Origin of the sequence: Silanimonas sp., from assembly GCF_027531545.1 — a bacterium.
GTDB lineage: Bacteria > Pseudomonadota > Gammaproteobacteria > Xanthomonadales > Xanthomonadaceae > Silanimonas.
The window spans coordinates 35,410-61,759 of record NZ_JAPZSC010000007.1 but is presented as its reverse complement, the minus strand read 5'-3'; the positions used below and the strand labels follow the sequence as shown (position 1 = coordinate 61,759).

Below are 26,350 nucleotides of genomic sequence, written 5' to 3'. Positions count from 1 at the left end.
GTGGAGGCCGCACTGTACCCTTGCCGCCGATGACGCGCGCCATGCCCATTCCAACGAGCTTCCCCGCGCTGCGCGTCGGTCTCCTGATCATGGCCGTCGTCGCGATGGGATGGGGCGCCTTGGTGCTCCTCGTGCGGCCCTCGGGTGACCGCGACTGGGTGCCCGAGCAGGCCCGCATGCCGGTCGCCACGATGGCGGGCGATGGCCTGCGGCTGGTGAACGTCCGCAACGCCCGCTACCGCAGCACGTCCGATTTCGACCTTCGCTGGGAGAGCCGCGAGTACCGCCTCGACGAGGTGGACAGCGCCTGGTTCATCGTCGAGCCCTTCGCGGATTGGCGCGGCCCGGCGCACACCTTCGTGAGCTTCGGCTTCCGCGACGGCCGCCATCTCGCGATCTCCGCCGAAGTACGCAAGGAAGTGGGCGAAACCTATTCCCCGCTGGCCGGGCTGTTCCGGCAGTACGAACTGATGCTCGTGCTGGGCGACGAGCGCGACCTGATCGGCTTGCGGGCGGCGCATCGACGCGACCCGGTCCACCTGTACCGCCTGCGGGCCACGCCGGCGCAGGCGCGGGCGTTGCTGCTGGCGCTGCTGGAGAAAGCCAATGCGCTCGCCGAGCGACCGGCGTTCTACAACACGCTGTCGGCGAACTGCACCACGACCATCGTCGATGCCGTCGATGCGCTGGCGCCCGGCACGATCCCGATGAGCTGGCGGACGCGTCTGCCCGGCTACAGCGACGACCTCGCTTTCGACCTCGGCCTCATCGACACCGACCTGCCGCGCGACGGCTACCGCGAGGTGCACCGCATCGACGGCCTCGCCCGCGACGCCGAGGCCGCGGGCCTCGAGGGCAAGGCCTACTCCGCGGCGATCCGGTCGCGCTGGGCGGGATCGACCACGAGTTCGGCCAGCCGGTAGCCGCGGGCTTCGGCCCGTTGGCGGATGCGTTCGAACAGGGCGGGATCGAGCGTGGTTTCGCGCGCGAGGATCCACATCGCGCCCTGCTTCGGCCCGCCCACGACCGCCCAGCCGTAGCCCGGGTCGAGGTCCACCACCCAGTAGTCGGCCCAGACCATCGGCACCCAGCCCAGCCAACCGGGGGCAAAGCGCACTTCCAGCGCCCCTCCATCGCCGGCCCGACGCGCGGCGCCGGTCGATTCGATCATTCCGTCGTCGGTGCGGCAGGCGTTGCGGACTTCGATGCTGCCGTCATCGAGCGACGTGTACGTGGCGGTGGTGTCGCCAATGCAGTTCCGCTGGAAGAACATCGGCAACCGCGCCACCTCGTGCCAGTGGCCGGTGTAGCGGTCGAGGTCCAGCGCCGGCACCGGCGTGTTCGGGGTGCCGTCGGGCAGGGCGGCGGGCAGGGCCTCCGCCGCGGCCTCGGCATGCGCGGCAAAAGTCAGGCCCAGCGCGAGGATCGCGGCCGGGAGAACAGGGCGTCGGAGCATCGGGCGCGGCCTTGGGGCGGAGGTTCGAGCCTGCGCTTGCGCGCGTTCAAATGCCGTGCAGGCGTGGCGGGTGATTGAGCCGGGGCGGGGGCTTCGGGCATCGTTCGCCCATGGACACTCCCACCGCCTTCGGCCTCGGCGCCGCCTTCCTCACCAGCGTCGCCTTCGTGCCTCAGGTGATCCGGAACTTCCGCCGCAAGCACGTCGACGACCTGTCGTTCTCGACCTTCGGCACCTTCACGCTCGGCGTGCTGCTCTGGCTGGTGTACGGCCTGATGATCGACAGCCTGCCGATCATCCTCGCGAACGTCTTCACCCTCGGGGTGAACGGCCTGAACCTCTGGCAGATGTGGGCCTACCGCAAGCCGGCCCTTTCAGCGACTTGACGCCACAGCGACACCGCGCACGACGAAAGTCGCCCGCAGGCGGTACGCTCCGCACCCTGAGTCCCCTGGAGGAGCCTTCGATGCGCATCACCCGTCTTGCCCTTGCCGCCGCCCTGCTCGCCGTGCTGCCGGCCGCCGCTTTCGCCGAAGAGGCTGCCGAGGGAACGCTGCAGCTCACCGACAAGCAGACCTTCCTGCTGCCGATCGACGAACCGGGCAACCGCCTGCCGGAGTACCCGGCCGAGGTCCTGGCGCAGCAGCAGGTGCCGTCGCGCGCCATCTGCATGCGCGTCGACATCGATGAGGAAGGCGCGGTCAGCTACACCGGCCCGCTGGTCCGCGAGCCCGAGTGCCCGGCGGTGACGGAACTGAGCAAGCAGTTCGTCGACGTTTCGGTGGCGGCGCTGTCGACCTGGCGCTTCGAGCCGGCCATCGTCTGCACTTTCCGCAGCAAGACCGCGAAGGAAGCCGCTGGCATGAGCTGTCAGGGCGGTCGCGAGCAGCCGCAGGCCACCAGCCTCACGTTCCGCCTGCTGTTCAACCAGGTCGACGGCAAGGGCGTGGTCTTCCTGCAGCGTGGCTGAGAAGGCAGGCACCCCGTTCATCCTGCAAGGCTGGCGCACTCGGGAACTGCGTTTCGCCAAGGGCACCGCCCAGAGCCGCATGTCGCGCTGGGCGCCGGACCGCCTCGTCGTCGACTACACGCGGACGATGCTCGGCGCGCTGGCCCTGGTGCCGGCACCCGCGCGCATCGCGATGGTCGGCTTGGGCGGCGGCTCGCAGGCGAAGTTCCTGCACCGCCACCTGCCGGCCGCGGCGCTCGAGGCCATCGAGATCAATCCGGCGGTCATCGCCCTGCGGCGCCAGTTCCGCATCCCTGACGACGACGCCCGGTTCCGCGTGGTCGAAGCGGACGCCGCCGAGTGGCTGAAGACGCAGCCGGCGTCGATCGACCTGCTGCTCGTCGACGGCTACGACACCAGTGGCATCCCGGCCGCGCTGTCGACCCAGCGCTTCTACAACGACTGCCGCGCCGCCCTCCGACCTGGCGGCGTGGCCGCGTTCAACCTGTACGACACCGCGCACGCCGAGCATCGGCACCGGCTGCAGGTGGCGTTCGGCGCCGCCAACGTGGCGGTGGTCGAGGAGGCCCGGCAGAGCAACCGCGTGGCCTTCGCGTGGATGGGGCCCCTCGCGGCCACCGGCGTGGTGTCCGCGCTGTCGTCGGCCGGGCAGCGCGAGCTTCGCGAGGCGCTCGCCGCGGTGCGGGTCCGGGTTCAAGGGCGCTAAACTGCGCGCCCGCCGCCGGGTTCCCCGGCGGAGGGTCGAATCGAGGAACCGCCGTGAACACGCCCCTGGTGCCCCAGCCCGAACCCCCGAAGCCCGAAGCCCTGCGGCTGGAACAGAAGCGCGCGGGTGCGAAGACGTTCTTCGATTTCGGCGAGGAGTCGCTGCGCTACGGCTTGGATGACGGCAACGCCTCGCGGACCTGGACGATCGAGTACGCCGAACTCGCCGTGGATCGCGAGCGCTTCGTCGAGCGCAACACCTGGTGGCGCAACGTCGGCGCGATCTGGGTCGTGCTTGGCGCGGTGCTCACGTCGATGGACTGGGCGAAGACCCAGGTGTTCGGATTGTCGATCTGGCTGCCGCTGGGTGCGGCCTGCCTCGCCTGGTATGCGCTGCGCATCCGCCGCTACATTGTCGTGCCGTCGCCGCGCGCGAACGTGCTGGTGATCGACGACGCCTCGGCGGGCGGCATCCTGGCCGAGATCGACCGGCGGCGTGCGGCCCAGCTGCGCGATCGCTTCGACTACCTCAGCCCGGACGAAAGCCCCGAGCAGCAGCGCCATCGCGTGCTGTGGCTGCAGCGGCAGGGCTCGCTCGACGACCACGAGGTCTCGGCGCGCCTGCTGCAGATCGATTTGATGGCGCAGAGCCCCTCAGCGGACCCGCGGCAGGGCGAGCGCGACGAGTAAGGCCGCACCGCAGGCCACGAAGGCGAGGTAGTGGGTGTTGAAGTCGCGGAGCGCGAAGGCCACGAGGCCGTAGCTCGCCCAAGCGAGGCTGAGGGGTAGCAGTGTCGCCGCGTGCAGCGGCTGGTCGCGCCACGCCCGCCAAGCCTGCGCGCCGACGATGGCGCCACTGGCCAGCATCATCACCGTGCCGAAGGCCCAGGCGCTGCCGATGGCGCCGATGAGGTGCGGCTCCGCCCCAAGCGCCACCAAACCCTCGCGGAAATGCGGCCACGCCCCGAGGGCATGGGGCAGGCTGCACAGCGCCATGCCGAGCGCGGCGAGGGCGAGGACGAGCGGGGCGGCGCGACGGCGTGGCGGCATGGACGGTAGGGTTCAGGGCAGGCCGGCAGCATAAGCGCGAGGATGGGTGTTCAATAGCCGGGCTGCGGTGTCGCAGCCTTCCCCCGGAGTGCCGACATGGTCAGGACATCCCCGTCGTTCGTGCGCGTTGTCGTTGCGGTGGTCTTGGCCATCGTTTCCGTTCCATCGATGGCAACCGTGTCCGGTGCCCGCCCCTCGGCCGCGGCGATCGCACCGGGCCTCGCGCGCTACGCCCACCAGATCAGCATCCCGGCGAATGCGCTGTCGCGCAGCCCGGAATCGGCATTCGCCATGCATGCGCGCGGGCTCGACTGGCTGGGGGCCAACGGCACGGTCACGTTCACCCTGCGCAAGCCGAAGGACTACGCCGGTGGGCGGGTTCGCGTGACCTACGCCTACCAGGTCGTCTCGGACGAGAGTGGCACCTTGGGCTTCAGCGTGACGCCGATGACCTTCAACAGCGGCAACAGCTTCGAGACCTACGGCGCCCGCGGCACGGCCACGCGAGCGGCGCCGGAGAACACCAGCACCGTGCTGGCTTCGTCGGTGACGATCCCTCCGGGCAACGGCTGGAGCGACGGAGCGTGGTGGTACATCGAAGCACAGCGTCTCGGGGGCGAGCAGGGCGGCTTTCCCGGCCGGCTGCGGCTGATGTCCGTCTCGGTCGAGTACTGAGGCGCCCATGGCTGCGCCGCCGGAAATCCTCCACCGGGATGCCGAAGGTCGCTTCGAAGCCCGGCTCGAGGGGCATCGCGGCGAACTGCGCTACATGCGTCGCGAAGTCGAGGGCCGGTCGGTGATGGTGATTCCTTCGGTGGTCGTCGAACGCGCGATCGAGGGCCGCGGCGTGGCCAGCGCGCTCACGCGGGCGGCCCTCGAGTGGGCCGGGGCGCAAGGACTGCGCGTCGAGCCGGTCTGCCCCTACGTCGACGCGTGGATGCGCCGCCATCCCGAGTTCAACGGACTGCGCGCATGAACGAGGCCGCGCCTTTCGTCGTGCCTTGCCGCGACCTGCCGCTGTCCGCGCCGCTGCGTTGGCTGGCCGCAGGCTGGCGCGATCTCGTGCGCGCCCCCGTGCTCACGTCGGTCTTTGGCGCCATCGTCGTCGTGGTCAGTCTGGCCGTGGCGGCGATGGCCTGGCAGCTCGGCCGCTTCGCGCTGTTGGCGGCCCTTCTGTCGGGCTTCGTGTTCGTGGCGCCGCTGATCGGCGTCGGGCTCTACGCGGTCAGCCGAGCCCTCGAGCGCGGCGAGGTGCCACGACTCAAGGACTGCCTCGCGCTGATGCGCCGCGTGGTCGGGCAGGCCGGCGTGTTTGCCCTCGTGCAGATGGTCATCCTGCTGCTGTGGTCGCGCGCCGGCATGCTGGTGAACGCCTTCGTGCCGATCGAGGACGGCAGCCTTGCCTCGCTGCTGGAGTTCCTCGCGCTGGGTTCGCTGTTCGGCTCGGTGTTCGCGGTGGCCACGTTCGCCATCGCGGCATTCTCGCTGCCGATGATCGCCGACCGCGACGTGGACATGGTCACGGCCGGCATCTCCAGCTTGAATGCGGTGCTGCGCAACAAGGGCACTGCGCTGGTGTGGGCCGCGCTGATTGCCCTGCTCACCGCCGTGGGCATCGCCACGGCCTTCGTCGGGCTGGGGATCGTGATGCCGTGGCTGGCCTACGCGGCCTGGCACGGTTACCGCGAGGCGCTGGACGCCTCCGCCTGGCCCTCGCTGGACGCCGACGGCGCCGAGCCCGGCAGCACGCGGTCGAGCGCGTAGATCATCGCGATCGTGCTGGCGAGGGTGATCGCCATCAGGTGGATGTAGTGCAGGCCGAAGGGCTGCCAGGCGAAGGTGAACACCGCATACAGCCCCACGCCGAACAGCAGGCCCGCGCGCAGCGCGATCGACAGCACCCGGCGCCCCACCACGGCCACGAGGAAGGCGGCCAGCACGGGCATCGAGTACAGCCCGTTCATCTTCTGCATCGTCGCGACGATGCTTTCGGCGTTCTGGTAGAGCGGCACCAGCGCGACGCCGCCGATCGTGAAGGCGATTGCCACGCGCTGCCCGATCCGCCGCACGTCGGCCTGCGGGTTCACGTACTTCACGTGCAGGTCCATGGCATAGAGCGCCGCGGCTGAGTTCAGGCAGGAATTGAAGCTCGACAGCACGGCCCCGAAGATCATCGCGGCGAAGGCGCCGGCCAGCCACGGCGGCAGCACGTCGGCCACGAGGCGGCCATAGGTCACGTCGCCGACATCGCCGTAGAGCTTGTACGCGAGGACGCCCGGCACGACGACGATCAGCGGCATCAGCAGCTTGATCGCGGCGGCGGCGTAGATGCCTTTCTGAGCCTCGCGCATGGTGGGCGCGGCCAGCGCGCGCTGCGCGATCACCATGTTCGTGCCCCAGTAGAACAGGTGGATGAACACCATGCCGGTGAGCAGGGTCGGCCACGGGATGTCGGATTCCGGCCCGCCGATGAGCGTGAGGCGCTCCGCCGGGATGCCCGAGAGGTCGAAGTCGATGGCCTTGAACGCGAAGAAGGTCACCAACAGTCCCATGGCGCCCAGCATCACGCCGTTGTAGGTGTCGGAAATGGCGATGGCGCGCAGGCCGCCGAAGGCCGCGTAGGCCAGGCCCGCCAGCGCGTAGACGATGGCGATGGCGAGGATCGACGCCTCGAGCGCGAACATCGACTTCAGGAACACCGCGCCGGTGTACAGCACGACGGGCAGCAGGATGAAGAGATAGCCCAGCAGGAAGAGGATCGACACCGCCGTGCGGATGCTGGCGTCGCCGAGACGCTTTTCGAGCAGCTCGGTGGTCGTGGTGCAGCCGTACCGGTAGTACATCGGCACCAGCACGTGGGCGAGGATGACGAGGCCCACCGCCGCGCCGATCTCCCACCAGGCCGTCAACATCACCTGCGTGCCGTTCATGCCGACGATCTGCTCGGCGCTGATGTTGGTGAGCAGCAGCGAGCCGGCGATGAAGGGCCAGGTGAGCGTGCCGCCGGCGAGGAAGACCTCCTTTGAAGCGTCGGTCGAGGGCACTTCCTGACGGCAGCGCCACCAGGTGAGCAGTGCGATCGCGGCCGTCAGGCCGATGAAGATTCCCCACTGGATGGCGCCGGCGCCCATTCGTTTCCCCCGAACCGAAGTCCGGGAACGCTAGCCCGTCACGCCGGGAAAACCCAGCACTGCATACGTATTCACGCCTCGCTGGGCGCGGGGCGAGTCGCGTCAGTCGGCGAGCATCGGCCGCAGTGCGGCCCAGACGTGGTCGGCCAGCACCGGCTGCGCCTCGGCGGTCGGATGCAGGCGATCGCCCTGGAACGCCGCTTCGTCGAAGGCGATCGGCTCGAGCAGGAAGGGCAGGTGGGCCGCGCCCTCGGCCTGCGCGATCTCGCCGAACATGGCGAAGAAGCCCTCGGTGTAGTCCGCGCCGTAATTCGGTGGCAGCCGCATGCCCACCACGAGAACCTCAGCGCCCGACGCCTTCGAGGCCTTGACCATGCGTTCCAGGTTCGCGCGCGATTCCTCGAGCGGCAGGCCGCGCAACCCGTCATTGGCGCCGAGTTCGATCACCACGAGGGCGGGGCGATGCTCCGCCAGCGCGGCATCGATCCGCGACGCACCACCGGCAGTCGTCTCGCCGCTGATCGAGGCGTTGACCATCCGGAAGCCCGGGGCCTCGGTGCGCAGCCGCGTGTCGAGCAGTGCCACCCAGCCCTGTTCCGCCGCAAGGTTGTAGGCGGCGGAGAGCGAATCGCCCATCACCAGCACCGTGCGTGCCTCGGTCGTGGCGTCGACGCTTTCCGTCGTGCCGGCCGGGGGCGCGGGGGCTGGCGCCAAAGTGGCCGCGGCCCGCAGGGGCGCCTCGGGCGTTGCGCCGTCGTCGATTTGCCCGCAGGCGGTGAGCCCTGCCGAAAGGCCCATGCCGAGCAGCAACGCGCGCAGCACCATGACGCCCTGTAGAGCCTGTTGCGCGCACAGTGCGCGTTGAACTTTGCTGGATGAACGCATTCCGATGACCGCCTTTCTGAATCCTGACCTGACCGCGTCGACGACGCCGCTGTTGCATGTGGAGGGTTTGGGCAAGCAGGTCGCCCTGCCTTCGGGACCGCTCACCATTCTCGCCGATGTCGGTTTTAGCATCGCTGCGGGTGAAGCGTTCGCCATCGTCGGGGCCTCCGGTTCAGGCAAGAGCACCCTGCTGTCGCTGCTGGCCGGCCTCGATGTCGCCAGCACCGGCCGGGTTCGCCTCGGTGGCGCGGACCTCGGCGCGCTCGACGAGGACGGCCGCGCCGCGCTGCGGGCCGAGAAAGTCGGCTTCGTCTTCCAGAACTTCCAGTTGCTGCCTGCTCTGACGGCTCTGGAGAACGTGATGCTGCCGCTGGAACTGCGCGGCGACCGCGATGCCGAGGGCCCGGCGCGCAAGGTGCTGGAACAGGTGGGCTTGGCCGAGCGCATGACCCACTACCCGCGCCAGCTGTCCGGCGGCGAGCAGCAGCGCGTGGCCATCGCGCGGGCTTTCGTCACGCGGCCGGCCCTGCTGTTTGCCGACGAACCGACGGGCAACCTCGACACCACCACCGGGCAGCAGATCATCGAGCTGCTGTTCCGCTTGAACGCCGAGGCCGGCACCACGCTCGTGCTCGTGACCCACGACGAACGCCTGGCCGCCCGCTGTGGCCGTCAGCTGCGCCTCGCCGGCGGGCGGGTGCAGGCGTGAGCACCGCGACGGCACGCGCGGGGAGCCCGTGGCGCTTGGCGTGGCGCCAAGCCCTGCGCGATCTCGCGGCCGGCGAGGTGCGCCTGTTGATCGCGGCCCTCGCACTGGCGGTCGCTTCCGTCACCACCATCAGCTTCCTCACCGACCGTGCCGAGCGTGCGTTGGCCCTCGAGGCCAACCGACTGCTGGGCGGGGATGCCGTCCTGCGTGCGGATGCCCCGCTCGCGCCCGAGCTGCGTGCGTTGGCGGATCGACCGGGCCTGAAGGCCGTCGACACCGTCGAGTTCCCCAGCATGCTGCGCGTGGCCGACCGCTTCCGCCTCGGCGAACTGCGCGCCGTGGGTCGCGAGTTCCCGCTGCGCGGCAGCTTCGTCATCAGCGACGACGCGGGCCGCCGCGAACTCGCCGAAGGCCCGCCGGCCGGCGTGGTCTGGATGACCCGCGCCGGGGCGAACACCCTCGGCGCGAAGCTCGGTGACCCCATCACCCTCGGCGAATCGACGCTGCGCCTTGCCGCGCTCATCGAGCAGGAGCCCGACGGCGCGCTCGACTACTTCAACGTCGCGCCCAAGGTCGTCATGAACCTCGACGATCTTCCCGAGACAGGCCTGGTGCAGCCGGGCAGCCGCATCGCCTACCGGCTCGTCGTGGCCGGAACGCCGGATGCCGTCGAGACCTTCAGCGCCGAGGCGCGCGATGCGCTCGGCCGCGGGCAGCGGCTGGAGACCGCCTCCGAGGGGCGGCCGGAAGTGCGCCGCGCGCTTGATCGCGCCGGACGTTTCCTCGGGTTGGCGACGCTGGTGTCGGTGATCCTCGCCGCGATCGCCGTGGCCATGGCCGCACGACGACACAGTGCGCGGCATCTCGATGCCTGCGCGGTGATGCGCTGCCTCGGGGCCAGCCAGCGCACCATCGTGATCGTGCAGGTGGGCGCGCTGATGCTGCTGGGCCTGCTCGGCAGCACGCTCGGCGTGGCCTTGGCTTGGGCACTGTCGTTCGCGATCGGCGAGTGGCTGGGCAGCGCGCTCGGCATCGCCGTGCCCTCGGCCAGCCTCGTTCCGGTGCTCAGCGGCTACGCCGTGGGCCTCGTCGTGCTGCTGGCTTTCGCCGTTCCGCCGGTGTTGGCGCTGCGCGGTGTTCCGGCCCTGCGCGTGCTGCGCCGTGACCTCGACGTGCGCTCGCCGAGCGCGCTGGCGCTGACGGCGCTGGCCCTGGGCGGATTCGGTGCGCTGCTGTGGTGGCAGGCGAAGTCGCCGGAGCTCGCGGGTGCGATGCTGGGTGGCCTCGTCATCACCTTCGCCATCCTCGCCGCACTCGGCTACGCGCTGGTTCGCGGCGTTGACCTGCTGCGGCCGCGTTTGCGCGGGCCTTGGCGCTATGGCCTCGCCAACATCAGCCGCCGTGCGTCCACGACCGTGGCCCAGGTCAGTGCCCTGGGCCTGGGCCTGATGGCGCTTCTGCTGCTCGTTTTCGTGCGCACCGACCTGCTGGAACGCTGGCGCGAGGCGCTTCCGGCCGATGCGCCAAACCGCTTCATCGTCAACGTGCAGCCGGCGCAGATCGAACCCTTGCGCGCCTTCCTCGAAAGCGAGGGCATCACGAACCCGGAAATCTTCCCGATGATCCGCGGCCGTTGGATCGAGAAGAACGGCGCGCCGATGAACGCCCAGGCCCTGCCGGAGGGCAACGGGCGAGCCCGCCGCCTCGCCGAGCGCGAGTTCAACCTGAGCACCGCCGACACCCTCGACGACAGCAACACGATCCTCGAAGGCCGGTTCTGGGACGCGTCGATGGCCGCCGATGCGCCCGCCGAGTTCTCCGTGGAGCAGGGCCTCGCGGCCTCGCTGGGCTGGACGCTGGGTGATCGCGTCGTCTTCGACATCGCTGGCACGCGCCTCGAGGGCGAGGTCACGTCGATCCGCGAGGTGAAGTGGGAGAGCGTGCGCCCGAATTTCTTCGTGCTGGTCTCACCGGGCGCGCTGGAAGGCCTGCAGGGCAGCGCGATCACCGCGATCCATCTGCCGCCGGGCCGCGATGGCTTCACCCGGGCGCTGCTGGACCGCTTCGCGAACCTCTCGGTGATCGACGTCGACGCCATCCTCAAGCAGGTGCGCAGCACCGTCGATCAGGTGTCGACCGTGGTCGAGGCCGTCTTCCTCGTCGCGCTCCTCGCGGGTGCCTTGGTCCTGCTGGCCGCCGTCGGCGCCAGCCAGGACGAACGCCTGCGCGAGGGCGCGGTGATGCGCGTGCTGGGCGGCAGTCGCCGCCAGTTGCGCCTTGCGCAGGCGGGTGAGTTCGCCGCGTTGGGGCTGATCTCCGGGCTCGTCGCCGCCATCGCCTCGACGGTGCTGGCTGGGGTCATCGCGCTGCAGGTGCTGGATCTGCCGTGGACGCCCGACCCGCGCCTTGCCGCCACCGGTGCGCTGGTCGGCGTGGTCGTGGCACTGCTGGCTGGCCTTTGGGCCACGCGGCGCATCCTCGATGCCCCGCCCTCGGTGACTCTGCGCGAACTGTGAGTCGGCGCGAGCGCTGGGAGGGCGCGGCATTTGCCGCGCCCCGACGGCCGGCGATTACAGCCAGATCGCCAGCGCGAAAATGCCGAGCATGGTGAACGCCACCGCCAGTTTCAGCGCAGCGCCGATGGCCATCGCCAGCCAGGTGGCGAGGCCGATCTTCGCGGCTTCGCCTACGTTGGCGCGGTCGTAAGCCTGCCGGTGGATCAGCTCGCCGGCCACGGCGCCGACGAAGGGGCCGATCAGCAGGCCGGGGATCGCGAAGGGCAGCCCGGCGATCGTGCCGAGCGCCGCGCCGATGGCCGCCTTGTTCGAGGCGCCCACCTTCTTGACGCCGAGCGTCGAGGCGAGGAAGTCGATGCCCAGCGCGAACAGCGACATCAGGCCAAGCACCAGCAGCACCCAGCCGCCGATGATCTGGAAATCACCGACCCACGCCGCCAGCAGCATGCCGCCGAAAATCAGCGGCATGCCGGGCAGGGCGGGCAGGAAGGTGCCCAGCAGCCCGATCACGATCAACGCGCCCGCAAGCACGTACAGCCACACCGTCATGTCCATCGTCGTCCTTATCCCGCGGTCGCACCGCGCGCCCAGAGGACGTTGAGGCTACCCAAGGCCGATCGGTACTGCGAGACCGGCACGATTTCCACGATCGCGGTCTCCGGCATGCGGCTGTCCCGAACCTGCGGGTAAGCCAAGGGCGCGCCGTCCTTGCCGATCACGGAGCGAAGCTGCGGGTGGGCGCCCTCGGCGGTGCGTCGAACGGCCACGGCGATTTCTCCACTGGTGAGCTTGACCATGGTCCCGGGTGGGTAGACGCCCAGTTCCTTGATGAACAGCGTCGCCAGTCCTTCGTCGATGCGCTGACCGCGCTCGAGGAAGATGTCGCGCAGGGCGACGCGGGAAGGCTGTGCGTCCCGGTAGGCCCGCGGGCGGATCATCGCGGTGTAGATGTCGACGATGCCGAGGATGCGCGCCTCGATCGAAACATCCTCGCCACGCAGCCCGCGAGGGTAGCCGGTGCCGTCGACGCGTTCGTGGTGGTCGAGCACCGCAGTGAGCCAGACCTCGTCGTCGACGCCGGCACGCCGCAACATCTCCATCCCATCCGACGTGTGCGTCTGGATCGACCGCCACTGTGCTTCGCTGAGGGGGACCGCCTGGTTCGCCAGCGTTTCGCTGATCTGTGCAAGAGCCACGTCATAGGTGAGAGCCGCGCACATCAGCGCCAGTCGCCGGGACTCGTCGAGGCCGCGGGGCACCGACAGGACCTGGGTCAGCAAGGCGGCATGCATCAGTCGCCGAGACAGACGGTGGTCGATGGCCTCGAGCTGCAGCAGGCCCATCGCCTGGTCGGGATCGTTCTCCCAGGCGTCCTGCAGGTCGCGGGCCAGCTCGACGATGCGGTTGCGTGTGTCGCGGTAAACGCCGGCCTGCAGGTCGCGGTGCAGCAGGGTGAGCTCGTCTTCGGCGTCGCGCAGACGCGCCGAAGGACGTGCGGCGTAGCGCGTGCGCTGCGCGATTTCCGATTCGCGGGTATCGGTGCGTGCCCCCGGTCCGCCGTCCTCCACCAAGCCGCGCTCGTAAAGCCGCGCCAGCATGAGGTCGCTTTCCACCGGATGCCCCTTGACGAGCAGCGGCTGTCCCGTGCGGTCGAAGACCGTGAAGGGCAATGCCTCGCCGACACTGATCTGGATGTCGGGCATGGGCCGGTAACGCATCGGGTGACCTCCGTCGGCGATCCGAAAATCCAGACTGGGCAAAGGCTTGTGGGTGGGACTTCACGCGCCAGATTAGCGCAAGGCCGGGCGTCGATCAGAAGCGGTAACGCACTTTTGCGAGGAACTGGTCGGCGTCCCGCAGGGCCAGGGCTTCGTCCAGAAGGTCGAGGGTCGACTCACCGCTGCGCTCCTCGCGAAGGAAGCCGCCGCGCGACCAGACAAGGTAAACGTCCGACTGCGGCGCGAACTCCCAGCGGTAGCGCACCTGCACGCCGAAGTTGTTGATATCGAAATCCGGCTCGGCGCCCGCGACCGGCCGCAGGCGGGTGTCCGGCCCGAGCTGGTAGCGGCGGCCCTCGCGGGCGCGGATGGCCAGCCATTCGGCCTTCACGCGGATCTCGTGCTTCGGCGCCGGGAACCAGTTCAGGCCGAGGTTGGCGGCATCGAGCCGACGGCTGTGGCGGGCGAAGCGCGTGCCGCCCTTCCAGATCAGCCAGTCGGGGCTCCACATCGGCTCGATCTCGAGCATCAGGTTCACGCGCTCATTCGGGAACCAGTACAGCTGCAGGTCGGTCTCGACGGCCAGCGCGCGGGACACGCCTTCCGGCCTCGCGCCGATGTTGAAGTCCCAGCCCAGCTTGCCTTCGCGACTGGGGTACCAGCCGGCGTAGGCCTCGGCGCGCGCGGAGCGCCACACCAACCCGTTGCCACGCGAGAGCAGGTCGTCGAAGCCGTCGCTGCGCGGAATCAGGCCGACCTCGAACTGGTCGCCGTTTCGGAACGTGGTGCCGTGCTCGAGGATCAACCACGTGGGCAGGCGCACGCCGCTGTCGCTGCGACGCGCCTGCAATTCGGCGTACCAGCGGGTGGACGCGAGCGCGCTGCCGGCGTCGTCGATGGTGTGGTTGTACTCGCCGGTCAGTTCGACTTCGTTGAGGCTGCCGCGGCGCATGAAGCCGAGGTCGTTGAAGTCGAGGCCCTGCCCGAAGTGGGTGGCCTCCAGCTCGTAGCGCCAGGCGGAGTTCGGGTTCCAGTTCGCGCGAACCCAGCCGCCTTGGCCGCTGCGTTCGCGCCCGGCCTGCTCGACCCGCGAGCCGATCACCTGCGCATTCACCAGCAGTGACTCGCCGGCCTGCCAGCGCAGGTCGGCGGCCTGCACGTCGGCCGTGCGGTCGAGGAAGGGACGCTCCACCTGCGTGCCCAGCCAACCGAGGCCAAGGCGTTCGTTGGCGTCCCAGAGCAGGCGCCCCACGCGGAAGTCGCGGCCGGCGTCGCCGTCCTCGGTGGCGCCGAACACGCCATAGCCCAAGCGCCCCCAGCTGCCGTTGGCCTTCAGCGCGAGGTCGATGTCCGAGACGCCCCGGCCGTCGTCGGCCGGGCCGCCGATGCGCCGCGTGTAGACGAGCTGGCCGCTGTCCGGCGTGCGCAGGTCGAAGAAGGTCTGGTTCTCGGTGAAGAACGGCCGCTTGTCGCTGAAGAACACCTCGACGGCCTCGAAATTCACCACGAGGTCGTCGGCTTCGACTTGGCCGAAATCGGGGTTCAGCGCGGCCGAAAGCTGGAAGCTCGCCGAGGGCTTCCAGAACAGGTCGGCACCGGTCTTCCAGCGCGTGTCGCCGTCGAGTTGGTCGTGGATCACCGTTGCATAGGGCCACACGTGCAGCAGCGAGGCCGGGTACTGCGGGATCTCGACCTTCGCGAACTCCGAGACGAAGCGGCCGCGGTAGAAGGAGGTCGCCGGCCAACCCTGGCGTTCGTTGCGGCTGGCCACCACGCGGTCGAGGTGCAGGCCGATGGTGCGCTCCGGCGCATCGGCGCCGCGCATGGCCGCCGTCGTCCACGGGATGAGGATCTCGACGCTCCAGCCGCCGTCCTCGAGGTGCACGGCGTGTTTCCAATCGCCGTCGAAGTCCGGGCTGAACTGGGTCTCGTTGGTGATCGTGTTGTCCTGGATCGAGCCCGAGGCCAGCACCGTGAAGTTGTAGGCGGCGCGGCCGTCGCCATCGAAATCCAGGTAGACGTTGACGCGGTCCGCGGTGGTCATCTCGTCGCGCGCCACCTTCGGCGCCAGCAGGGGCACGTCGGCCGGCTGCTTCATGCGGAAACCGAGGGCGATGCCCGCCGGCGTCGACAGCAGGCGGGCCTCGGTGGCCAGGGCCGGGTCGGGCGCGGCCTGCGTCCAAGGCTCGACGATGACGAACTGGTCGAAGACGCGGGCGTCGGCCCAGGCCGCCTCGTCGAGTCGGCCGTCGATGGCAAGCGCCTGTGCGTCTGCGGCACGGGCTGTGGCGGACGTCGTGGCCAAGGCCACGGCGAGGGCGAACGGAAGGGGCAGGCGGCGCGGGGCGGCGCCCGTCATGCAGTTGGCAGCGGTCATGGACGCAAGGATGTCGTCCGTCACGTGACGCCGGCATGTGCCTTCGGCCATGCTCGGCCCATGTCCGATGCTCCGATCCCGGCCTGCGCGGCCCTGGTGTGGCTCCCCGCGCTGGGCGTTCCCGCGCGCAAGTACGACCGTCTCGGAGCGGCGCTCGCGGCCCGGGGCATCGCCCTCGGCGTGCATGAGTGGCGCGGCACCGGCGCGCATCCGGCGCGGCCCTCGCGACGCCACGACTGGGGCTACCGCGAGTTGCTGGTGGAGGACATTCCCGCGACCCGTTCGGCCTTGTCGGCGGCGCATCCGGGACTGCCGCTGCTCTACGGCGGCCACAGCATCGGCGCGCAGTTCGCGGTGTTGGCGGCGGCCTTGCATGGCGGCGCTGAGGGTCTCGTCGCCGTGGGCAGCGGCGTGCCGCATTGGCGCCTGTTCCCGGGGCCGCTGCGTTGGCTGGTGGGGGTGTTCGGCCACGCGCTGCCGCCGCTGACGCGTGCGGTCGGCAGCTATCCCGGCCATCGCCTCGGCTTCGCCGGTCGCGAGGCCGGACAACTGATGCGGGATTGGGCCCAGACGGTCCGCCGCGGCCACTACGACGGCCTGCCCGGGCTGCCCGACCAGCTCGGCGAGCGGATCGCCGCGCTCCAGGTGCCTTTCCTTGGTGTGCGCTTGGCCGAAGACCGATTGGTGCCCGCCGCGTCGTTGCAGGCCTTGATCAGCGCCACCGGCAGCCGCTCAGCCAGCGAGCACTTGCTCGATAAGGGGCACCTCGGTGTCGCGGCCGATCACTTCGCGTGGATGCGCGAACCGCGGGCGGTGGCCGATGCGATCGCCGGGTGGTGGCCCGACGGGCGGGGCGGCCTCAGCTCTTGAACTGCTGGTGGCAGGCCTTGCAGGTCGCGCTGATGTCGTTGAGGGACTTCGCTGCGGCGTCGCAGTCGGCGGGCGCCGTGGCCAAGGCGGCATCGACCGCCGCGCGGTAATCCGAGGCGTACTTGCTGAAGGCTTCGTCGTCGGGCGTCGGCAGGAAGGCCGGTTCGAGGTCGTTGCCCAGCGCCACCAGCGTGCCGAGGTTGGCTTCGAGATCGGGGCCGGCGCAGGCCTTCGCCTTGATTCGGCCGTCGAGCTGTCCCATCTGGGCCGCCATCACGGCCATGACGCCGTTCGGGTAGGCCGTGCCCTTCTTCAGGCTGTTGAGGGCGATGACGGTGAGCAGGGCGCCCACGAACAGTCCGATGATCAGGGTCACCACGCTACGCATTGCTTTCCGCTCCATTCCGACACCGGCGGCCTGCCGGCGTCGGAACGATAGCAGGCCGTCAGCGCAGCGCCTGCAGGCGGCGGCCGTCGTAACGCACGTAGGCGCCGTTGCGCACGCCGTTCGGCAGCGCAGTCACGTTGACGGTGAGGCGGCGGCCATCGTCCATGCGGACGGTGACGTCGAAGCTTTCTTCGTTGGCGCGGTTCTCGATGGCGTTGCCGGCCAACGCGCCAGCCGCGGCGCCCGCGACGGTGGCGGTGTTGCGGCGCCCGCGGCTGCTGTCATCGGCCAGTTCGCGGCCGACGATGGCCCCAAGCACGCCGCCGATCACGGCACCCGTGCGGGTGTTATCCCGCGCGCCGTAGACGCGGACGATGGTTTCGACGGTGCCGCAGTCGTAGCAGCGCTGCGGCTCCTGGTAGGGCGCCGGCTCGTATTGCGCATAGCGCCGCGTGGTCGGCTGGGTGCTGCAGGCCGAAAGGACGGCCGTGGCGATGAGCCCGAGGGCGAGCGCGGGGCGCGGGATGGAGCGGGGCGTCGTCATGGCGGTTCTCCCGGGGGGCGGTGGTGCCTGAACGCTAGTCCGTGCGAACTGAACGCAAGCCGTCGCTTCGGGGCGAATGATGACGCGGCTTACACTGTGCCGATGATGTCCCGCCCCGCAGACCTTCCGGCCGTCGCGCCCGAGCGCACCGCGCCGCCCGATCCCCGTTTCGCCGGCATCGACCGCCTCTACGGTGCCGGCACCGTCGCCCGCCTCGCCGGCAAGCATGTGGCCGTCGTCGGCCTCGGAGGCGTCGGCTCCTGGGCCGCCGAAGCGCTGGTGCGCAGCGGCGTCGGCCGGCTCACCTTGATCGACGCCGACGACCTCTGTGTCTCGAACACCAACCGGCAGTTGCATGCGCTGGAGGGCGAGTACGGCCGGTCGAAGGTCGAGGTGCTGGCCGAGCGCTTCCGTCGCATCAATCCCGCGCTGGAGGTTCGCGCGGTTGCGGATTTCGTCACCCCGGCCAACCTCGCGGAGCGGCTGGATGGCGGTTTCGACCTCGTGCTCGATGCCTTCGACAGCTTCCGGGCCAAGGTCGAGACCATCGCCTTCTGCCGGCGCCGCAAGCAGCCGATCGTCGTGGTCGGCTCGGCCGGCGGCCGCATCGACCCGACCCTGGTGCGCGTGCGCGATCTCTCGCGCACCGAGCACGACGCACTGCTCGCGCTGGTGCGCAAGAAGCTGCGCGGCGAATTCAATTTCCCGAAGAACAAGGACCGCTACTTTGGCGTGCCGGCGGTCTACTCCCTCGAGAACGTCCGCTACCCGCAGGCGGACGGCTCGGTGTGCGGCCTGCGGCCCTCGCTCGATCCCGATGCGGCCCTGAAGCTGGACTGCGGCACCGGCCTCGGGGCGGCGACGCACCTCACCGGCACCTTCGCCTTTGTCGCGGCCGGCAAGGCCATCGAGATGCTGTTGAAGAAGGCGGACTGAAACGCCACGGGTTTGGCGCTCGCGAAGCGCCGTCCTGTTCAGGTGCCGAACAGCGCTTCCGCGTTGCGTCGCGTCGCCTCGGCGACCACTGATTCGGCCTCGCCGCGAAGCCGGGCCACCTCGCGAAGCACGTCGACGAGGAAGGCGGGCTCATTGCGCTGGCCGCGCCGCGTCGCGTCCGGCTGGTCTGGGCTGTCGGTTTCGAGCAGCAGGCGTTCGATGGGCATCGTCGCCACGGTGCGCCGCAAACGCTGCGCGCGCTCGATAGTCACCGGGCCGCCGATGCCGAGCGAAAAGCCGAGCCGGTAGAGCTGCGCCGCCTGCTCCTCGCTGCCCGACCAGCTGTGCACCACGCCGCGCAGGCCGCCGATGCGGCGGATTGTGGCGATGACCTCGTCCACCGCGCGCCGGGCATGCAGCACCACGGGCAGGCCGAAATCGCGGGCGATCTCCAGTTGGCGGACGAAGTAGCGCCGTTGGGACTCCGGATCCAGCCCCTCGACGAAGAAATCCAGCCCGCATTCGCCGACGGCGGCGGGGCGTTCGCGTTCGATCCAGTCGGGCAGGGCGTCGAGATGCTCGGGCCGGTGCTCCGCGAGGTACATCGGATGTAGGCCGTAGGCGGCCTTCAAGCCGGGCCGCAGGGCGCAGGTCGCTTTCAGCGCCGGCCAGGCCTGGAAGGCGACGGCGGGCACCAGTTGCTGCATGACGCCGGCGGCCTCGGCGCGGCCGATCACGGCCTCGCGGTCGGCGTCGAACTCGGGGGCGTCGAGGTGGCTGTGGCTGTCGTAGAGCCGCACTCAGCCCTCGCGGCGCACCTGGTCGCGCGGCAGGTCGATGACGTCGCGCGGCGCCGCCTGCGCGGCCGGGGCCGCTTCGGCCTGAGGTGCCTCGCGATCCTTCCAGCGGGCGAGCACCAGTGTCGCGAGGCCGAGCAGCAGTTCGTCGGCGAAGGGAATGAAGTCCGGAACGACGAGGTTGATCGCGAACAGCGTGGCCGTGATCAGGAACAGATTGCGGAAGCGCAGGTCGCCGAGGAACTTCGTGATGGCGGGGACGAGCAAGGCGCGCATGGGGGACCTCCTTGGGCGATGACCGGACGATACACTGGGGCTGAACACATGGATTGACAGTTTCGGCGCGTGTTCAGTTTCGGCGCGGCATGTTTCTGGCCAGCGCGCGATTGCGCTGTCCACGACGGGGAATGCCATGAACACCAAGACTCTCATCGCCATTGGCGTTGTTTTCGCGGCCGGTGCGGCTGTCGGCGCCTACAACGTCTTCGGCCCGACCTACGCCGACGTTGTCTCGGCCGAGCCCATCACCGTGAAGGAGCCGATCCTCGCCAACGTGCTGGCCGCGACCCCGATCAAGGAAATGGTCGCCGGCACGCGCCGGGTTTGCGAGGACCGCGTGGTCGAGCGCCGGGCGCAGGAGCGCTTCGGGGACAAGGACGGCATGGTCGTGGGCGCCCTGGTGGGGGGCCTGCTCGGCAACCAGGTGGGCGGTGGCCGAGGCCGCGACGTCGCCACTGTCGCGGGCGCCGTCGCCGGCGGCTACGCCGGGCGTGAGATCGACCGCAATCACACCGGCGGCCGCCGCTACAACGAAACCGTGCAGGACTGCCGGACGGTGAGCGAGCCGCGTGAGGAGGTCGTGGGCTACGAAGTGCAGTACGCGCTGGAGGGCGAGGTGAAGAGCCTCCGCCTCGGCGAGAAGCCCGGCGACACGATCCAGCTCGGCGAGCGCGACAAGGTGATCGGCTACGACGTGCAGTGGACTTACGAGGGCCAGGGCGGCACCGTCCGGACCCTCGACAAGCCGGGCGAGCGCCTGCCGATCAAGGACGGCGTGATCATCGTCGCCAACCCGGCCCCGCTGGCCGATTCCCAGGGCTGAGCGCACGCCGCCGTCACCCCGGGGGCGGCAGGTCCCCGGCTGGCTGGGCTACAATCCGCGGGTCCCGAAGAGGCCGGTTTTCCGGCCTCTTCCCATTCCGAGCGAGCCCCCGCCATGCCCTTGAACCCGACCGATCTGTTCGACATCCGTTCGCTGCTCACCGAGGAAGAGCGCGCCGTGCAGGATGCCGTCGCCCGCTTCACCGACGAGAAGGTCATCCCGATCATCGGCGACGCCTTCGACCAGGGCCGCTTCCCGAAGGAACTGGTGCCCGAGATCGCGTCGATGGGCCTGCTCGGCTCGTCGCTGCCGGAGCAGTACGGCTGCGCCGGCCTCAATGCCGTCAGCTACGGCCTGATCTGCCAGGAGCTCGAGCGCGGCGATTCCGGCATCCGCAGCTTCGTCTCGGTGCAGAGTTCGCTGTGCATGTACCCGATCTACGCCTACGGCAGCGAGGAGCAGCGCCAGCGCTACCTGCCGGGCATGGCGAAGGCCGAGATCATCGGCTGCTTCGGCCTGACCGAGCCGCACGGTGGTTCCGACCCGGCCAACATGAAGACGACCGCGAAGAAGGACGGCGGTGATTGGGTCATCAACGGCGCCAAGATGTGGATCACCAATGGCAACCTGGCCCACATCGCCATCGTCTGGGCGCAGACCGACGACGGCATCCAGGGCTTCATCGTGCCGACGGACACCAAGGGCTTCGCGGCCCAGGAAATCCACAAGAAAATGAGCCTGCGCGCTTCGGTCACCAGCGCGCTGTTCTTCGACAACGTGCGCATCCCGGACAGCCAGCGCCTGCCGAACGTCAAGGGCCTGAAGGGCCCGCTCGGCTGCCTCACGCAGGCCCGCTACGGCATCACCTGGGGGCCGATCGGCGCCGCGCAGGCCTGCCTCACGGAAGTCGTGAACTACACCAAGGAGCGCATCCTGTTCGGCCGCCCCGTGTCGGCCAACCAGAGCGCGCAGGTCAAGATGGCCGACATGGCCCGCCGCATCACGCTGGCGCAGCTGCTCTCGCTGCAGCTCGGTCGTCTGAAGGATGCCGGCACCATGCAGCCCACGCAGGTGTCGCTCGCGAAGTGGAACAACGTGCGCATGGCGATCGACATCGCCCGCGAGGCCCGCGACCTGCTGGGCGGCTCGGGCATCACCACCGAGTACTGCCCGATCCGCCACGCGCTGAACCTCGAGTCGGTCATCACCTACGAGGGCACCGAGACGGTGCACCAGCTGGTGGTCGGACGCGAGCTGACCGGCATCAACGCGTTCTGATCCATCGGGCCCGGCAACGGGCCCGATCGCTATCCGGGGAATGACGATGGCCGTCCTGGGCCCGACGCTGGAAACCGAGCGGCTGCTGCTGCGCGTGCCGGTGCTGGCGGATTTCGACCGTTACGCCGAGATGCTGGCGAGCGAAGACGCGGCGCGATACATCGGCGGCGCGTTGCTGCGTGCGCCCGCCTGGCGGAAGTTCCTGCAGATGCCCGGGGCGTGGCTGCTGCAGGGCTTCGCCATGTTCAGCGTGGTCGAGAAGTCCAGCGGCCGCTGGCTGGGCCAGATGGGGCCGTGGCGCCCCGATGGCTGGCCCGGCAACGAGATCGGCTACTCCTTCCATCCCGACGCCTGGGGGCAGGGTTTCGCCGTGGAAGCCGGCCTCGCCGCCCGCGATTGGGCCTTCGAGACGCTCGGTTGGGACGACGCCATCCACTGCATCGATCCCGGCAACGTGCCTTCGCAGAAGGTCGCCCAGCGGCTGGGCTCGCGGAAGCGCGGCCCGGGGAAACTGCCGCCGCCGTTCGAGGACGTGCCCATCGACGTGTGGGGGCAAACCCGCGCCGAATGGCTCGCCGCGAAGCGCGGCACTGCGGGGGCAGGCGCATGAAGCTTTACGGCATGCGCGCCAGCGGCAACTGCTACAAGGCGCTGCTGGCGGCTTCGCTGCTGGGCCTCGAGCTCGAGTGGGTCGAGACCGACCTGTTCAAGGGTGAGACGCGCTCGCCGGATTTCCTCGCCAAGAACCCCAACGGCAAGGTGCCGATGCTCGAACTCGACGACGGGCGCGTGCTGCCCGAGTCGAACGCCATCCTCTGCTACCTCGCCGAAGGCTCGCCGCTGCTGCCGCAGGGCCGCTTCGAGCGCGCCGAGGTGCTGCAATGGCTGTTCTTCGAGCAGTACAGCCACGAGCCCTATGTCGCCGTCGCGCGCTTCATCGCGAAGTTCCTGCCCGCCGACCACCCGCGTCGCGCCGACCTGCCGCGCCTGCGCGAGAAGTCGCGCGATGCCCTCGGCGTGATGGAGACGGCGCTGTCGAAGCGGCCCTACCTCGCCAGCACCGGTTTCGGCATCGCCGACATCGCGCTGTTCGCCTACACCCACGACGCGCCAGCGGCCGGTATCGCGCTCGATGAGTTTCCCCACGTCACGCAATGGCTTGAGCGCGTGCGCGCGCAGCCCGGTTTCCTGACGCAATAGGGCTATCGAGCCGGCGCAAGGTCGAGCGCGTGGGCCGGAGACGGTCCACGCCCCGACCACCAGAGGTGCCACGAGAACACCAGCCCGCAGGCGCCGAGCGCGGTGTAGAACCACATGCCCGGCGTGTAGCCGGCGGGGTTCTCCGGCGAGGCGCCGGCCCAGTCGTTGAGCTTGCCGATCACCACCGGCACCGCGGCCATGCCCACCTGCTGGCAGAAGGTCATCATCGCGTAGGCCGAGCCCAGCCGCTCCTCGTCCACCAGTTGTGGCACGGAGGGCCACAGCACCGCAGGGATCAGCGAGAACACGAGCCCGAACAGGCCGATGCAGACCAGCAGGGTCAGGGGCACCTCGGCACCGCCCGGCAGGCCAACCAGCGGCCCCGGCGGCAGGTAGGTGACCGCGAGGAACAAGGGCAGCATGAGCAGCGAGCCGCCCGCCATGAACAGCGAGCGCTTCCCGACGCGGTCGACGATGAGGCCGAAGATCGGCGTGGCGACGATGGCGGCCAGCGGGAGCAGGCTGGAGAGCGCGCCCGCGCTCTCGCGGTCGAGGCCGTGCGCTTGCTGGAAATAGTTGATGGCGAAGCCGCGGAACGGGAACACCGTCGCGTAGAACACCACGCAGAGCGCGACGATGGTCCAGTACGTGCGCGGGAAGCGGAAGATCTGCGAGAGTTTGAGTTCGTCCGGTGGCGCGCGCTCGCCGAGGTGGGCCCGGCCTTCGACTCGGCGTTCGTGCATCCAGTACAGCATCGCCGCCGCCACCGCGACGCCGCCGATGGCCGTGGCCAGCCAGAGCGGGTCCTGCCAGTTCGAGTACAGCGGTGCCGCGAATCCGGTCGACCAGTCGGCCGAGGCCGAACCCAGCCGCGAGATCGACAGGTTCAGGCCGAAGGCGAAGCTGAGCTCGCTGCCCTTGAACCAGCGGGCGAGCACGGTCACCGCAGCGACGATCATCGGTTCGGCGCCCAGGCCCAGCAGGAATCGACCGGCCACGATCGTTTCGAAATCGGGCCCCAGCGCCGTCATCGCCGCGGCGATCACGCAGACCACCGCGAACACCACGAGGGCCAACCGAGTGCCGAACCGGTCGATGAACCAGCCGCCGGCGAGCAGCACCAGCAGGGCGGCGATGCTGTAGGCGGTGTACAGCCAGCCCACCTGGCTGTGGCTGAAGCCGAGCTGCGAGCGCATCAGGTCGACCACCGGGCCGAGCGCGTCGTAGAGGTAGTAGTTGCCGAACATCGCCAGGCTGACCAAAACCAGCGCGGTCCAGCGCTGCAGGGGCGAAGGCGGGGGTAGGGCGGTCGGGCTCATCCGGGGCGTCTCCAAGGCTCGCGGCACCGTAGCGGAAGCCCCGTCCGCCGGGAACGGCTGCCGCGCCGCACGATCACGCAGCGCCTACAATGGCCGTTTTCCCGATTCCGCCCCCGCCATGTCCGCCGTCTACGCCCCCGCGATTCCCCGTCCGGTCCCCGCCCGCATGCGTGGCCTCAATCGCGCCGAGATCTGCGACCAGAATTTCAGCGATTTCGTGAAGGCCTGGGACGGCCCGGTCCAGGCCGCGCCGCCCGCCGATGCCGCGGTGCTGCCCGGTGCCACGCTCACGGCCACCGATTTCCTGCACTTGTTCGAGTCGCAGTTGATCAGCCGCCACCTCGACCTGATGGCGCGCGTGCTGCGCGTGCAGAACAAGGTCTTCTACACCATCGGCTCCAGTGGCCACGAAGGCAACGCGATGGTCGCGCGCGCCACGCGCCACACCGATCCGGCCTTCCTGCACTACCGCTCGGGCGGCTTCATGGCCGAGCGCTTCCGCAAGCTGCCGGGCATGGACCCGATCATGGATTCGGCGCTGAGCTTCGCGGCCAGCAAGGACGACCCGGCCTCGGGCGGCCGCCACAAGGTCTGGGGCAGCAAGCCCTTGTGGGTGCTGCCTCAGACCTCGACCATCGCCTCGCATCTGCCGAAGGCGCTCGGCACGGCGGTCGCCATTGAACAGGCGCGCCGCATCGGCCACGCGCTGCCGATCCCCGAGGACTCGATCGCGATCTGTTCGTTCGGCGATGCCAGCAGCAACCACGCGACCGCCCAGACGGCCTTCAACGCCGCGGCGTGGACGGCACACCAGAAGCTGCCGGCGCCGGTGCTCTACGTCTGCGAGGACAACGGCATCGGCATCTCGGTGAAGACGCCGACCGGCTGGGTGGCGGAGCGCTACCGCAACATGCATGGCCTCGACTACTTCTTCGCCGACGGCCTCGACCTCGCCGCCGGCTACGGGCAGGTGGCCGCTGCCGTCGAGCACTGCCGCCGCACGCGCCGCCCGACCTTCCTGCACCTGAAGACCACGCGGATCATGGGCCACGCCGGCACCGACTTCGAGATCGAATGGCGTTCGATCGATGAACTCGTGCAGGTCGAGGCCAGCGACCCGCTGCTGCGCTCCGCCGAGATCGCGCTGATGTCGGGCCTGATGTCGAAGGACCAGCTGCTGGCGTACTACGAGTCCTTCCGCGGCAAGTGCTTCGCCGCCGCCGAGGAGGCCGACCGCCGCCCGAAGATCGAGACCCTCGAGGAGATCATCGCGCCGCTGGCCCCGCACCATCCGGAGCTCGTGCACCGCGAGGCCACGCGCAACGACTATGCGGACGCCCGCCTGAAGGCCTTCGGCGGCGAGGCCAAGCTGCCCGAAAAGCAGCCGGCCAAACACCTCGCCATCCAGATCAACCAGGCGCTGCACGACCTGTTCGCCAAGTACCCGGAGACCCTGCTGTTCGGCGAGGACGTCGCGCAGAAGGGCGGCGTCTACACGGTGACGAAGGGCTTGCACAAGGCCTTCGGCCCGGCGCGCGTGTTCAACACGCTGCTCGACGAGACCATCATCCTCGGTCTCGCGCAGGGCTACGCCAACCTCGGCATGATCCCGGTGCCGGAGATCCAGTACCTCGCCTACTTCCACAACGCCTGCGACCAGATCCGCGGCGAGGCCTGCTCGCTGCAGTTCTTCTCGAACGGCCAGTACCGCAACCCGATGGTGGTGCGCATCGCCGGCCTCGGCTACCAGAGAGGCTTCGGCGGGCACTTCCACAACGACAACTCGATCACCGCGCTGCGTGACATCCCGGGCCTGGTCATTGGTTGCCCCAGCCGTGGCGACGATGCGGCGATGATGCTCCGCACGATGATGGCCCTGGCCCGCGTCGACGGGCGCGTCTGCGCCTTCCTCGAGCCGATCGCCACCTACATGACGAAGGACCTGCACGAAGCCGGCGACGGCGGGTGGCTCACCGAGTACCCGGCACCCGACCGCGCCATCCCGGTGGGCGAGGGCAAGGTCTATGGCGAGGGCGATGATCTGGTGATCTACACCTTCGGCAACGGCGTGCCGATGAGCCTGAAGGCCGCGCGGCAGATCGAAGCTGCCCAAGGCTGGAAGGTCCGCGTGGTCGATCTGCGCTGGCTGCTGCCGCTCAACGAGGCGTTCATCCTCGAGCAGGCGAAAACCGCGAAGCGCATCCTAGTCGTCGACGAGGGCCGCCGCAGCGCCGGGGTGGGCGAGGGCATCATCACCGCGCTGGTCGAGGGCGGCCTCGGCGCGACGCCGCTGGCCCGCGTCTGCGGCGCCGACACCTACACGCCGCTGGCCGGCGCGGCTTTCCTCGTGCTGCCGTCCGAAGCCGACATCGTGGCCGCCGCCGCCGGGTTGGCCTGAG

Annotated in this window: 29 protein-coding genes; 17 read left to right on the top strand and 12 right to left on the bottom strand. The window is 69.8% G+C overall.

Annotated features, from left to right (window positions below):
- Positions 1-41 precede the first annotated feature (41 nt).
- On the top strand, positions 42-923 hold the full coding sequence (locus tag O9280_RS07425) for a DUF4105 domain-containing protein (protein WP_298340744.1): 882 nt from the start codon (positions 42-44) through the stop codon (positions 921-923).
- Here the strand turns inward: O9280_RS07425 and O9280_RS07420 are convergent.
- On the bottom strand, positions 863-1,456 hold the full coding sequence (locus tag O9280_RS07420) for a lipocalin family protein (protein ID WP_298340742.1): 594 nt from the start codon (positions 1,454-1,456) through the stop codon (positions 863-865). The genes O9280_RS07425 and O9280_RS07420 overlap by 61 nt on opposite strands.
- A gap of 110 nt (positions 1,457-1,566) precedes the next feature.
- On the opposite strand from O9280_RS07420, the gene O9280_RS07415 reads away from it, so the two are divergent.
- From O9280_RS07415 to O9280_RS07400, 4 genes are all read left to right on the top strand, one after another.
- Positions 1,567-1,842: a SemiSWEET transporter gene (locus tag O9280_RS07415; RefSeq protein ID WP_298340740.1), complete on the top strand. Its 276-nt coding sequence runs from the start codon at positions 1,567-1,569 to the stop codon at positions 1,840-1,842.
- Positions 1,843-1,922: 80 nt separating this feature from the next.
- Positions 1,923-2,426: a hypothetical protein gene (locus O9280_RS07410; RefSeq protein WP_298340738.1), complete on the top strand. Its 504-nt coding sequence runs from the start codon at positions 1,923-1,925 to the stop codon at positions 2,424-2,426.
- Positions 2,419-3,132 (top strand): fused MFS/spermidine synthase, encoded by a 714-nt coding sequence (locus O9280_RS07405; RefSeq protein ID WP_298340736.1) that lies wholly within the window; start codon positions 2,419-2,421, stop codon positions 3,130-3,132. The genes O9280_RS07410 and O9280_RS07405 overlap by 8 nt, the downstream gene beginning before the upstream one ends.
- A gap of 53 nt (positions 3,133-3,185) precedes the next feature.
- Positions 3,186-3,821, top strand: coding sequence for a hypothetical protein (locus O9280_RS07400; protein ID WP_298340734.1), 636 nt, complete (start codon positions 3,186-3,188; stop codon positions 3,819-3,821).
- Here the strand turns inward: O9280_RS07400 and O9280_RS07395 are convergent.
- Positions 3,786-4,181, bottom strand: coding sequence for a hypothetical protein (locus tag O9280_RS07395; RefSeq protein ID WP_298340731.1), 396 nt, complete (start codon positions 4,179-4,181; stop codon positions 3,786-3,788). The genes O9280_RS07400 and O9280_RS07395 overlap by 36 nt on opposite strands.
- Before the next feature lie 168 nt (positions 4,182-4,349).
- On the opposite strand from O9280_RS07395, the gene O9280_RS07390 reads away from it, so the two are divergent.
- The 3 genes from O9280_RS07390 to O9280_RS07380 are packed head-to-tail and all read left to right on the top strand — an operon-like array spanning position 4,350 to position 5,945.
- Entirely contained in the window at positions 4,350-4,856 is a 507-nt protein-coding gene (locus O9280_RS07390) for a hypothetical protein (protein ID WP_298340729.1), read from the top strand.
- Between the two features lie 7 nt (positions 4,857-4,863).
- Positions 4,864-5,157, top strand: a complete 294-nt coding sequence (locus O9280_RS07385) for a GNAT family N-acetyltransferase (RefSeq protein WP_298340727.1) — start codon at positions 4,864-4,866, stop codon at positions 5,155-5,157.
- Positions 5,154-5,945, top strand: a complete 792-nt coding sequence (locus O9280_RS07380; protein ID WP_298340725.1) for a DUF2189 domain-containing protein — start codon at positions 5,154-5,156, stop codon at positions 5,943-5,945. Before O9280_RS07385 ends, O9280_RS07380 begins: the two co-directional genes overlap by 4 nt.
- Here the strand turns inward: O9280_RS07380 and O9280_RS07375 are convergent.
- On the bottom strand, positions 5,861-7,312 hold the full coding sequence (locus tag O9280_RS07375) for a solute:sodium symporter family transporter (protein ID WP_298340723.1): 1,452 nt from the start codon (positions 7,310-7,312) through the stop codon (positions 5,861-5,863). The genes O9280_RS07380 and O9280_RS07375 overlap by 85 nt on opposite strands.
- A 102-nt stretch (positions 7,313-7,414) precedes the next feature.
- Positions 7,415-8,197, bottom strand: coding sequence for an arylesterase (locus tag O9280_RS07370; protein WP_298340721.1), 783 nt, complete (start codon positions 8,195-8,197; stop codon positions 7,415-7,417).
- Positions 8,198-8,201: 4 nt separating this feature from the next.
- Between O9280_RS07370 and O9280_RS07365 the strand changes: the two genes are divergently transcribed.
- Together O9280_RS07365 and O9280_RS07360 are read left to right on the top strand one after the other, a co-directional pair.
- Entirely contained in the window at positions 8,202-8,906 is a 705-nt protein-coding gene (locus O9280_RS07365) for an ABC transporter ATP-binding protein (protein WP_298340719.1), read from the top strand.
- Positions 8,903-11,422 carry an FtsX-like permease family protein gene (locus tag O9280_RS07360; protein WP_298340717.1) on the top strand — a complete coding sequence of 840 codons (2,520 nt, stop codon included), beginning with the start codon at positions 8,903-8,905 and terminating at the stop codon, positions 11,420-11,422. The genes O9280_RS07365 and O9280_RS07360 overlap by 4 nt, the downstream gene beginning before the upstream one ends.
- 54 nt (positions 11,423-11,476) lie before the next feature.
- Here O9280_RS07360 and O9280_RS07355 read toward each other — a convergent pair whose 3' ends face one another.
- From O9280_RS07355 to O9280_RS07345, 3 genes are all read right to left on the bottom strand, one after another.
- Positions 11,477-11,977 (bottom strand): DUF456 domain-containing protein, encoded by a 501-nt coding sequence (locus tag O9280_RS07355; protein WP_298340715.1) that lies wholly within the window; start codon positions 11,975-11,977, stop codon positions 11,477-11,479.
- An 8-nt stretch (positions 11,978-11,985) separates the two neighbouring features.
- The gene (locus O9280_RS07350; RefSeq protein ID WP_298340712.1) at positions 11,986-13,140 is read right to left on the bottom strand and encodes an HD domain-containing phosphohydrolase; all 1,155 of its coding nucleotides are present in this window, start codon (positions 13,138-13,140) and stop codon (positions 11,986-11,988) included.
- Positions 13,141-13,234: 94 nt separating this feature from the next.
- Positions 13,235-15,517, bottom strand: coding sequence for a DUF5916 domain-containing protein (locus O9280_RS07345; RefSeq protein ID WP_298340710.1), 2,283 nt, complete (start codon positions 15,515-15,517; stop codon positions 13,235-13,237).
- A 60-nt stretch (positions 15,518-15,577) separates the two neighbouring features.
- On the opposite strand from O9280_RS07345, the gene O9280_RS07340 reads away from it, so the two are divergent.
- Positions 15,578-16,387 carry an alpha/beta hydrolase gene (locus tag O9280_RS07340; RefSeq protein WP_298340708.1) on the top strand — a complete coding sequence of 270 codons (810 nt, stop codon included), beginning with the start codon at positions 15,578-15,580 and terminating at the stop codon, positions 16,385-16,387.
- Here O9280_RS07340 and O9280_RS07335 read toward each other — a convergent pair.
- Positions 16,377-16,775, bottom strand: a complete 399-nt coding sequence (locus O9280_RS07335; RefSeq protein ID WP_298340706.1) for a hypothetical protein — start codon at positions 16,773-16,775, stop codon at positions 16,377-16,379. The genes O9280_RS07340 and O9280_RS07335 overlap by 11 nt on opposite strands.
- Before the next feature lie 58 nt (positions 16,776-16,833).
- On the bottom strand, positions 16,834-17,319 hold the full coding sequence (locus O9280_RS07330) for a glycine zipper 2TM domain-containing protein (RefSeq protein WP_298340704.1): 486 nt from the start codon (positions 17,317-17,319) through the stop codon (positions 16,834-16,836).
- Between the two features lie 105 nt (positions 17,320-17,424).
- On the opposite strand from O9280_RS07330, the gene O9280_RS07325 reads away from it, so the two are divergent.
- Positions 17,425-18,255 (top strand): tRNA threonylcarbamoyladenosine dehydratase, encoded by an 831-nt coding sequence (locus tag O9280_RS07325; RefSeq protein ID WP_298340702.1) that lies wholly within the window; start codon positions 17,425-17,427, stop codon positions 18,253-18,255.
- Positions 18,256-18,293: 38 nt separating this feature from the next.
- On the opposite strand, the gene O9280_RS07320 is transcribed toward O9280_RS07325, so the two are convergent.
- Together O9280_RS07320 and O9280_RS07315 are read right to left on the bottom strand one after the other, a co-directional pair.
- Complete coding sequence (locus O9280_RS07320; protein ID WP_298340699.1) at positions 18,294-19,055, bottom strand: TatD family hydrolase; 762 nt, start codon at positions 19,053-19,055, stop codon at positions 18,294-18,296.
- Positions 19,056-19,328 (bottom strand): DUF6116 family protein, encoded by a 273-nt coding sequence (locus O9280_RS07315; RefSeq protein WP_298340697.1) that lies wholly within the window; start codon positions 19,326-19,328, stop codon positions 19,056-19,058.
- Between the two features lie 136 nt (positions 19,329-19,464).
- Here O9280_RS07315 and O9280_RS07310 point away from each other — a divergent pair, with 136 nt between their 5' ends.
- From O9280_RS07310 to O9280_RS07295, 4 genes are all read left to right on the top strand, one after another.
- Positions 19,465-20,154 (top strand): glycine zipper 2TM domain-containing protein, encoded by a 690-nt coding sequence (locus O9280_RS07310; protein WP_298340695.1) that lies wholly within the window; start codon positions 19,465-19,467, stop codon positions 20,152-20,154.
- A gap of 114 nt (positions 20,155-20,268) precedes the next feature.
- Positions 20,269-21,432 carry an acyl-CoA dehydrogenase family protein gene (locus O9280_RS07305; protein ID WP_298340693.1) on the top strand — a complete coding sequence of 388 codons (1,164 nt, stop codon included), beginning with the start codon at positions 20,269-20,271 and terminating at the stop codon, positions 21,430-21,432.
- Between the two features lie 40 nt (positions 21,433-21,472).
- Positions 21,473-22,042 carry a GNAT family N-acetyltransferase gene (locus O9280_RS07300; RefSeq protein WP_343228734.1) on the top strand — a complete coding sequence of 190 codons (570 nt, stop codon included), beginning with the start codon at positions 21,473-21,475 and terminating at the stop codon, positions 22,040-22,042.
- Complete coding sequence (locus tag O9280_RS07295; protein ID WP_298340691.1) at positions 22,039-22,632, top strand: glutathione S-transferase family protein; 594 nt, start codon at positions 22,039-22,041, stop codon at positions 22,630-22,632. Before O9280_RS07300 ends, O9280_RS07295 begins: the two co-directional genes overlap by 4 nt.
- 2 nt (positions 22,633-22,634) lie before the next feature.
- Here O9280_RS07295 and O9280_RS07290 read toward each other — a convergent pair whose 3' ends face one another.
- Entirely contained in the window at positions 22,635-23,951 is a 1,317-nt protein-coding gene (locus O9280_RS07290) for an MFS transporter (RefSeq protein WP_298340689.1), read from the bottom strand.
- Between the two features lie 118 nt (positions 23,952-24,069).
- On the opposite strand from O9280_RS07290, the gene O9280_RS07285 reads away from it, so the two are divergent.
- A complete protein-coding gene (locus O9280_RS07285; RefSeq protein ID WP_298340687.1) occupies positions 24,070-26,349 on the top strand; it encodes a thiamine pyrophosphate-dependent enzyme in 2,280 nt (759 codons plus the stop codon).
- Position 26,350: the final 1 nt, after the last annotated feature.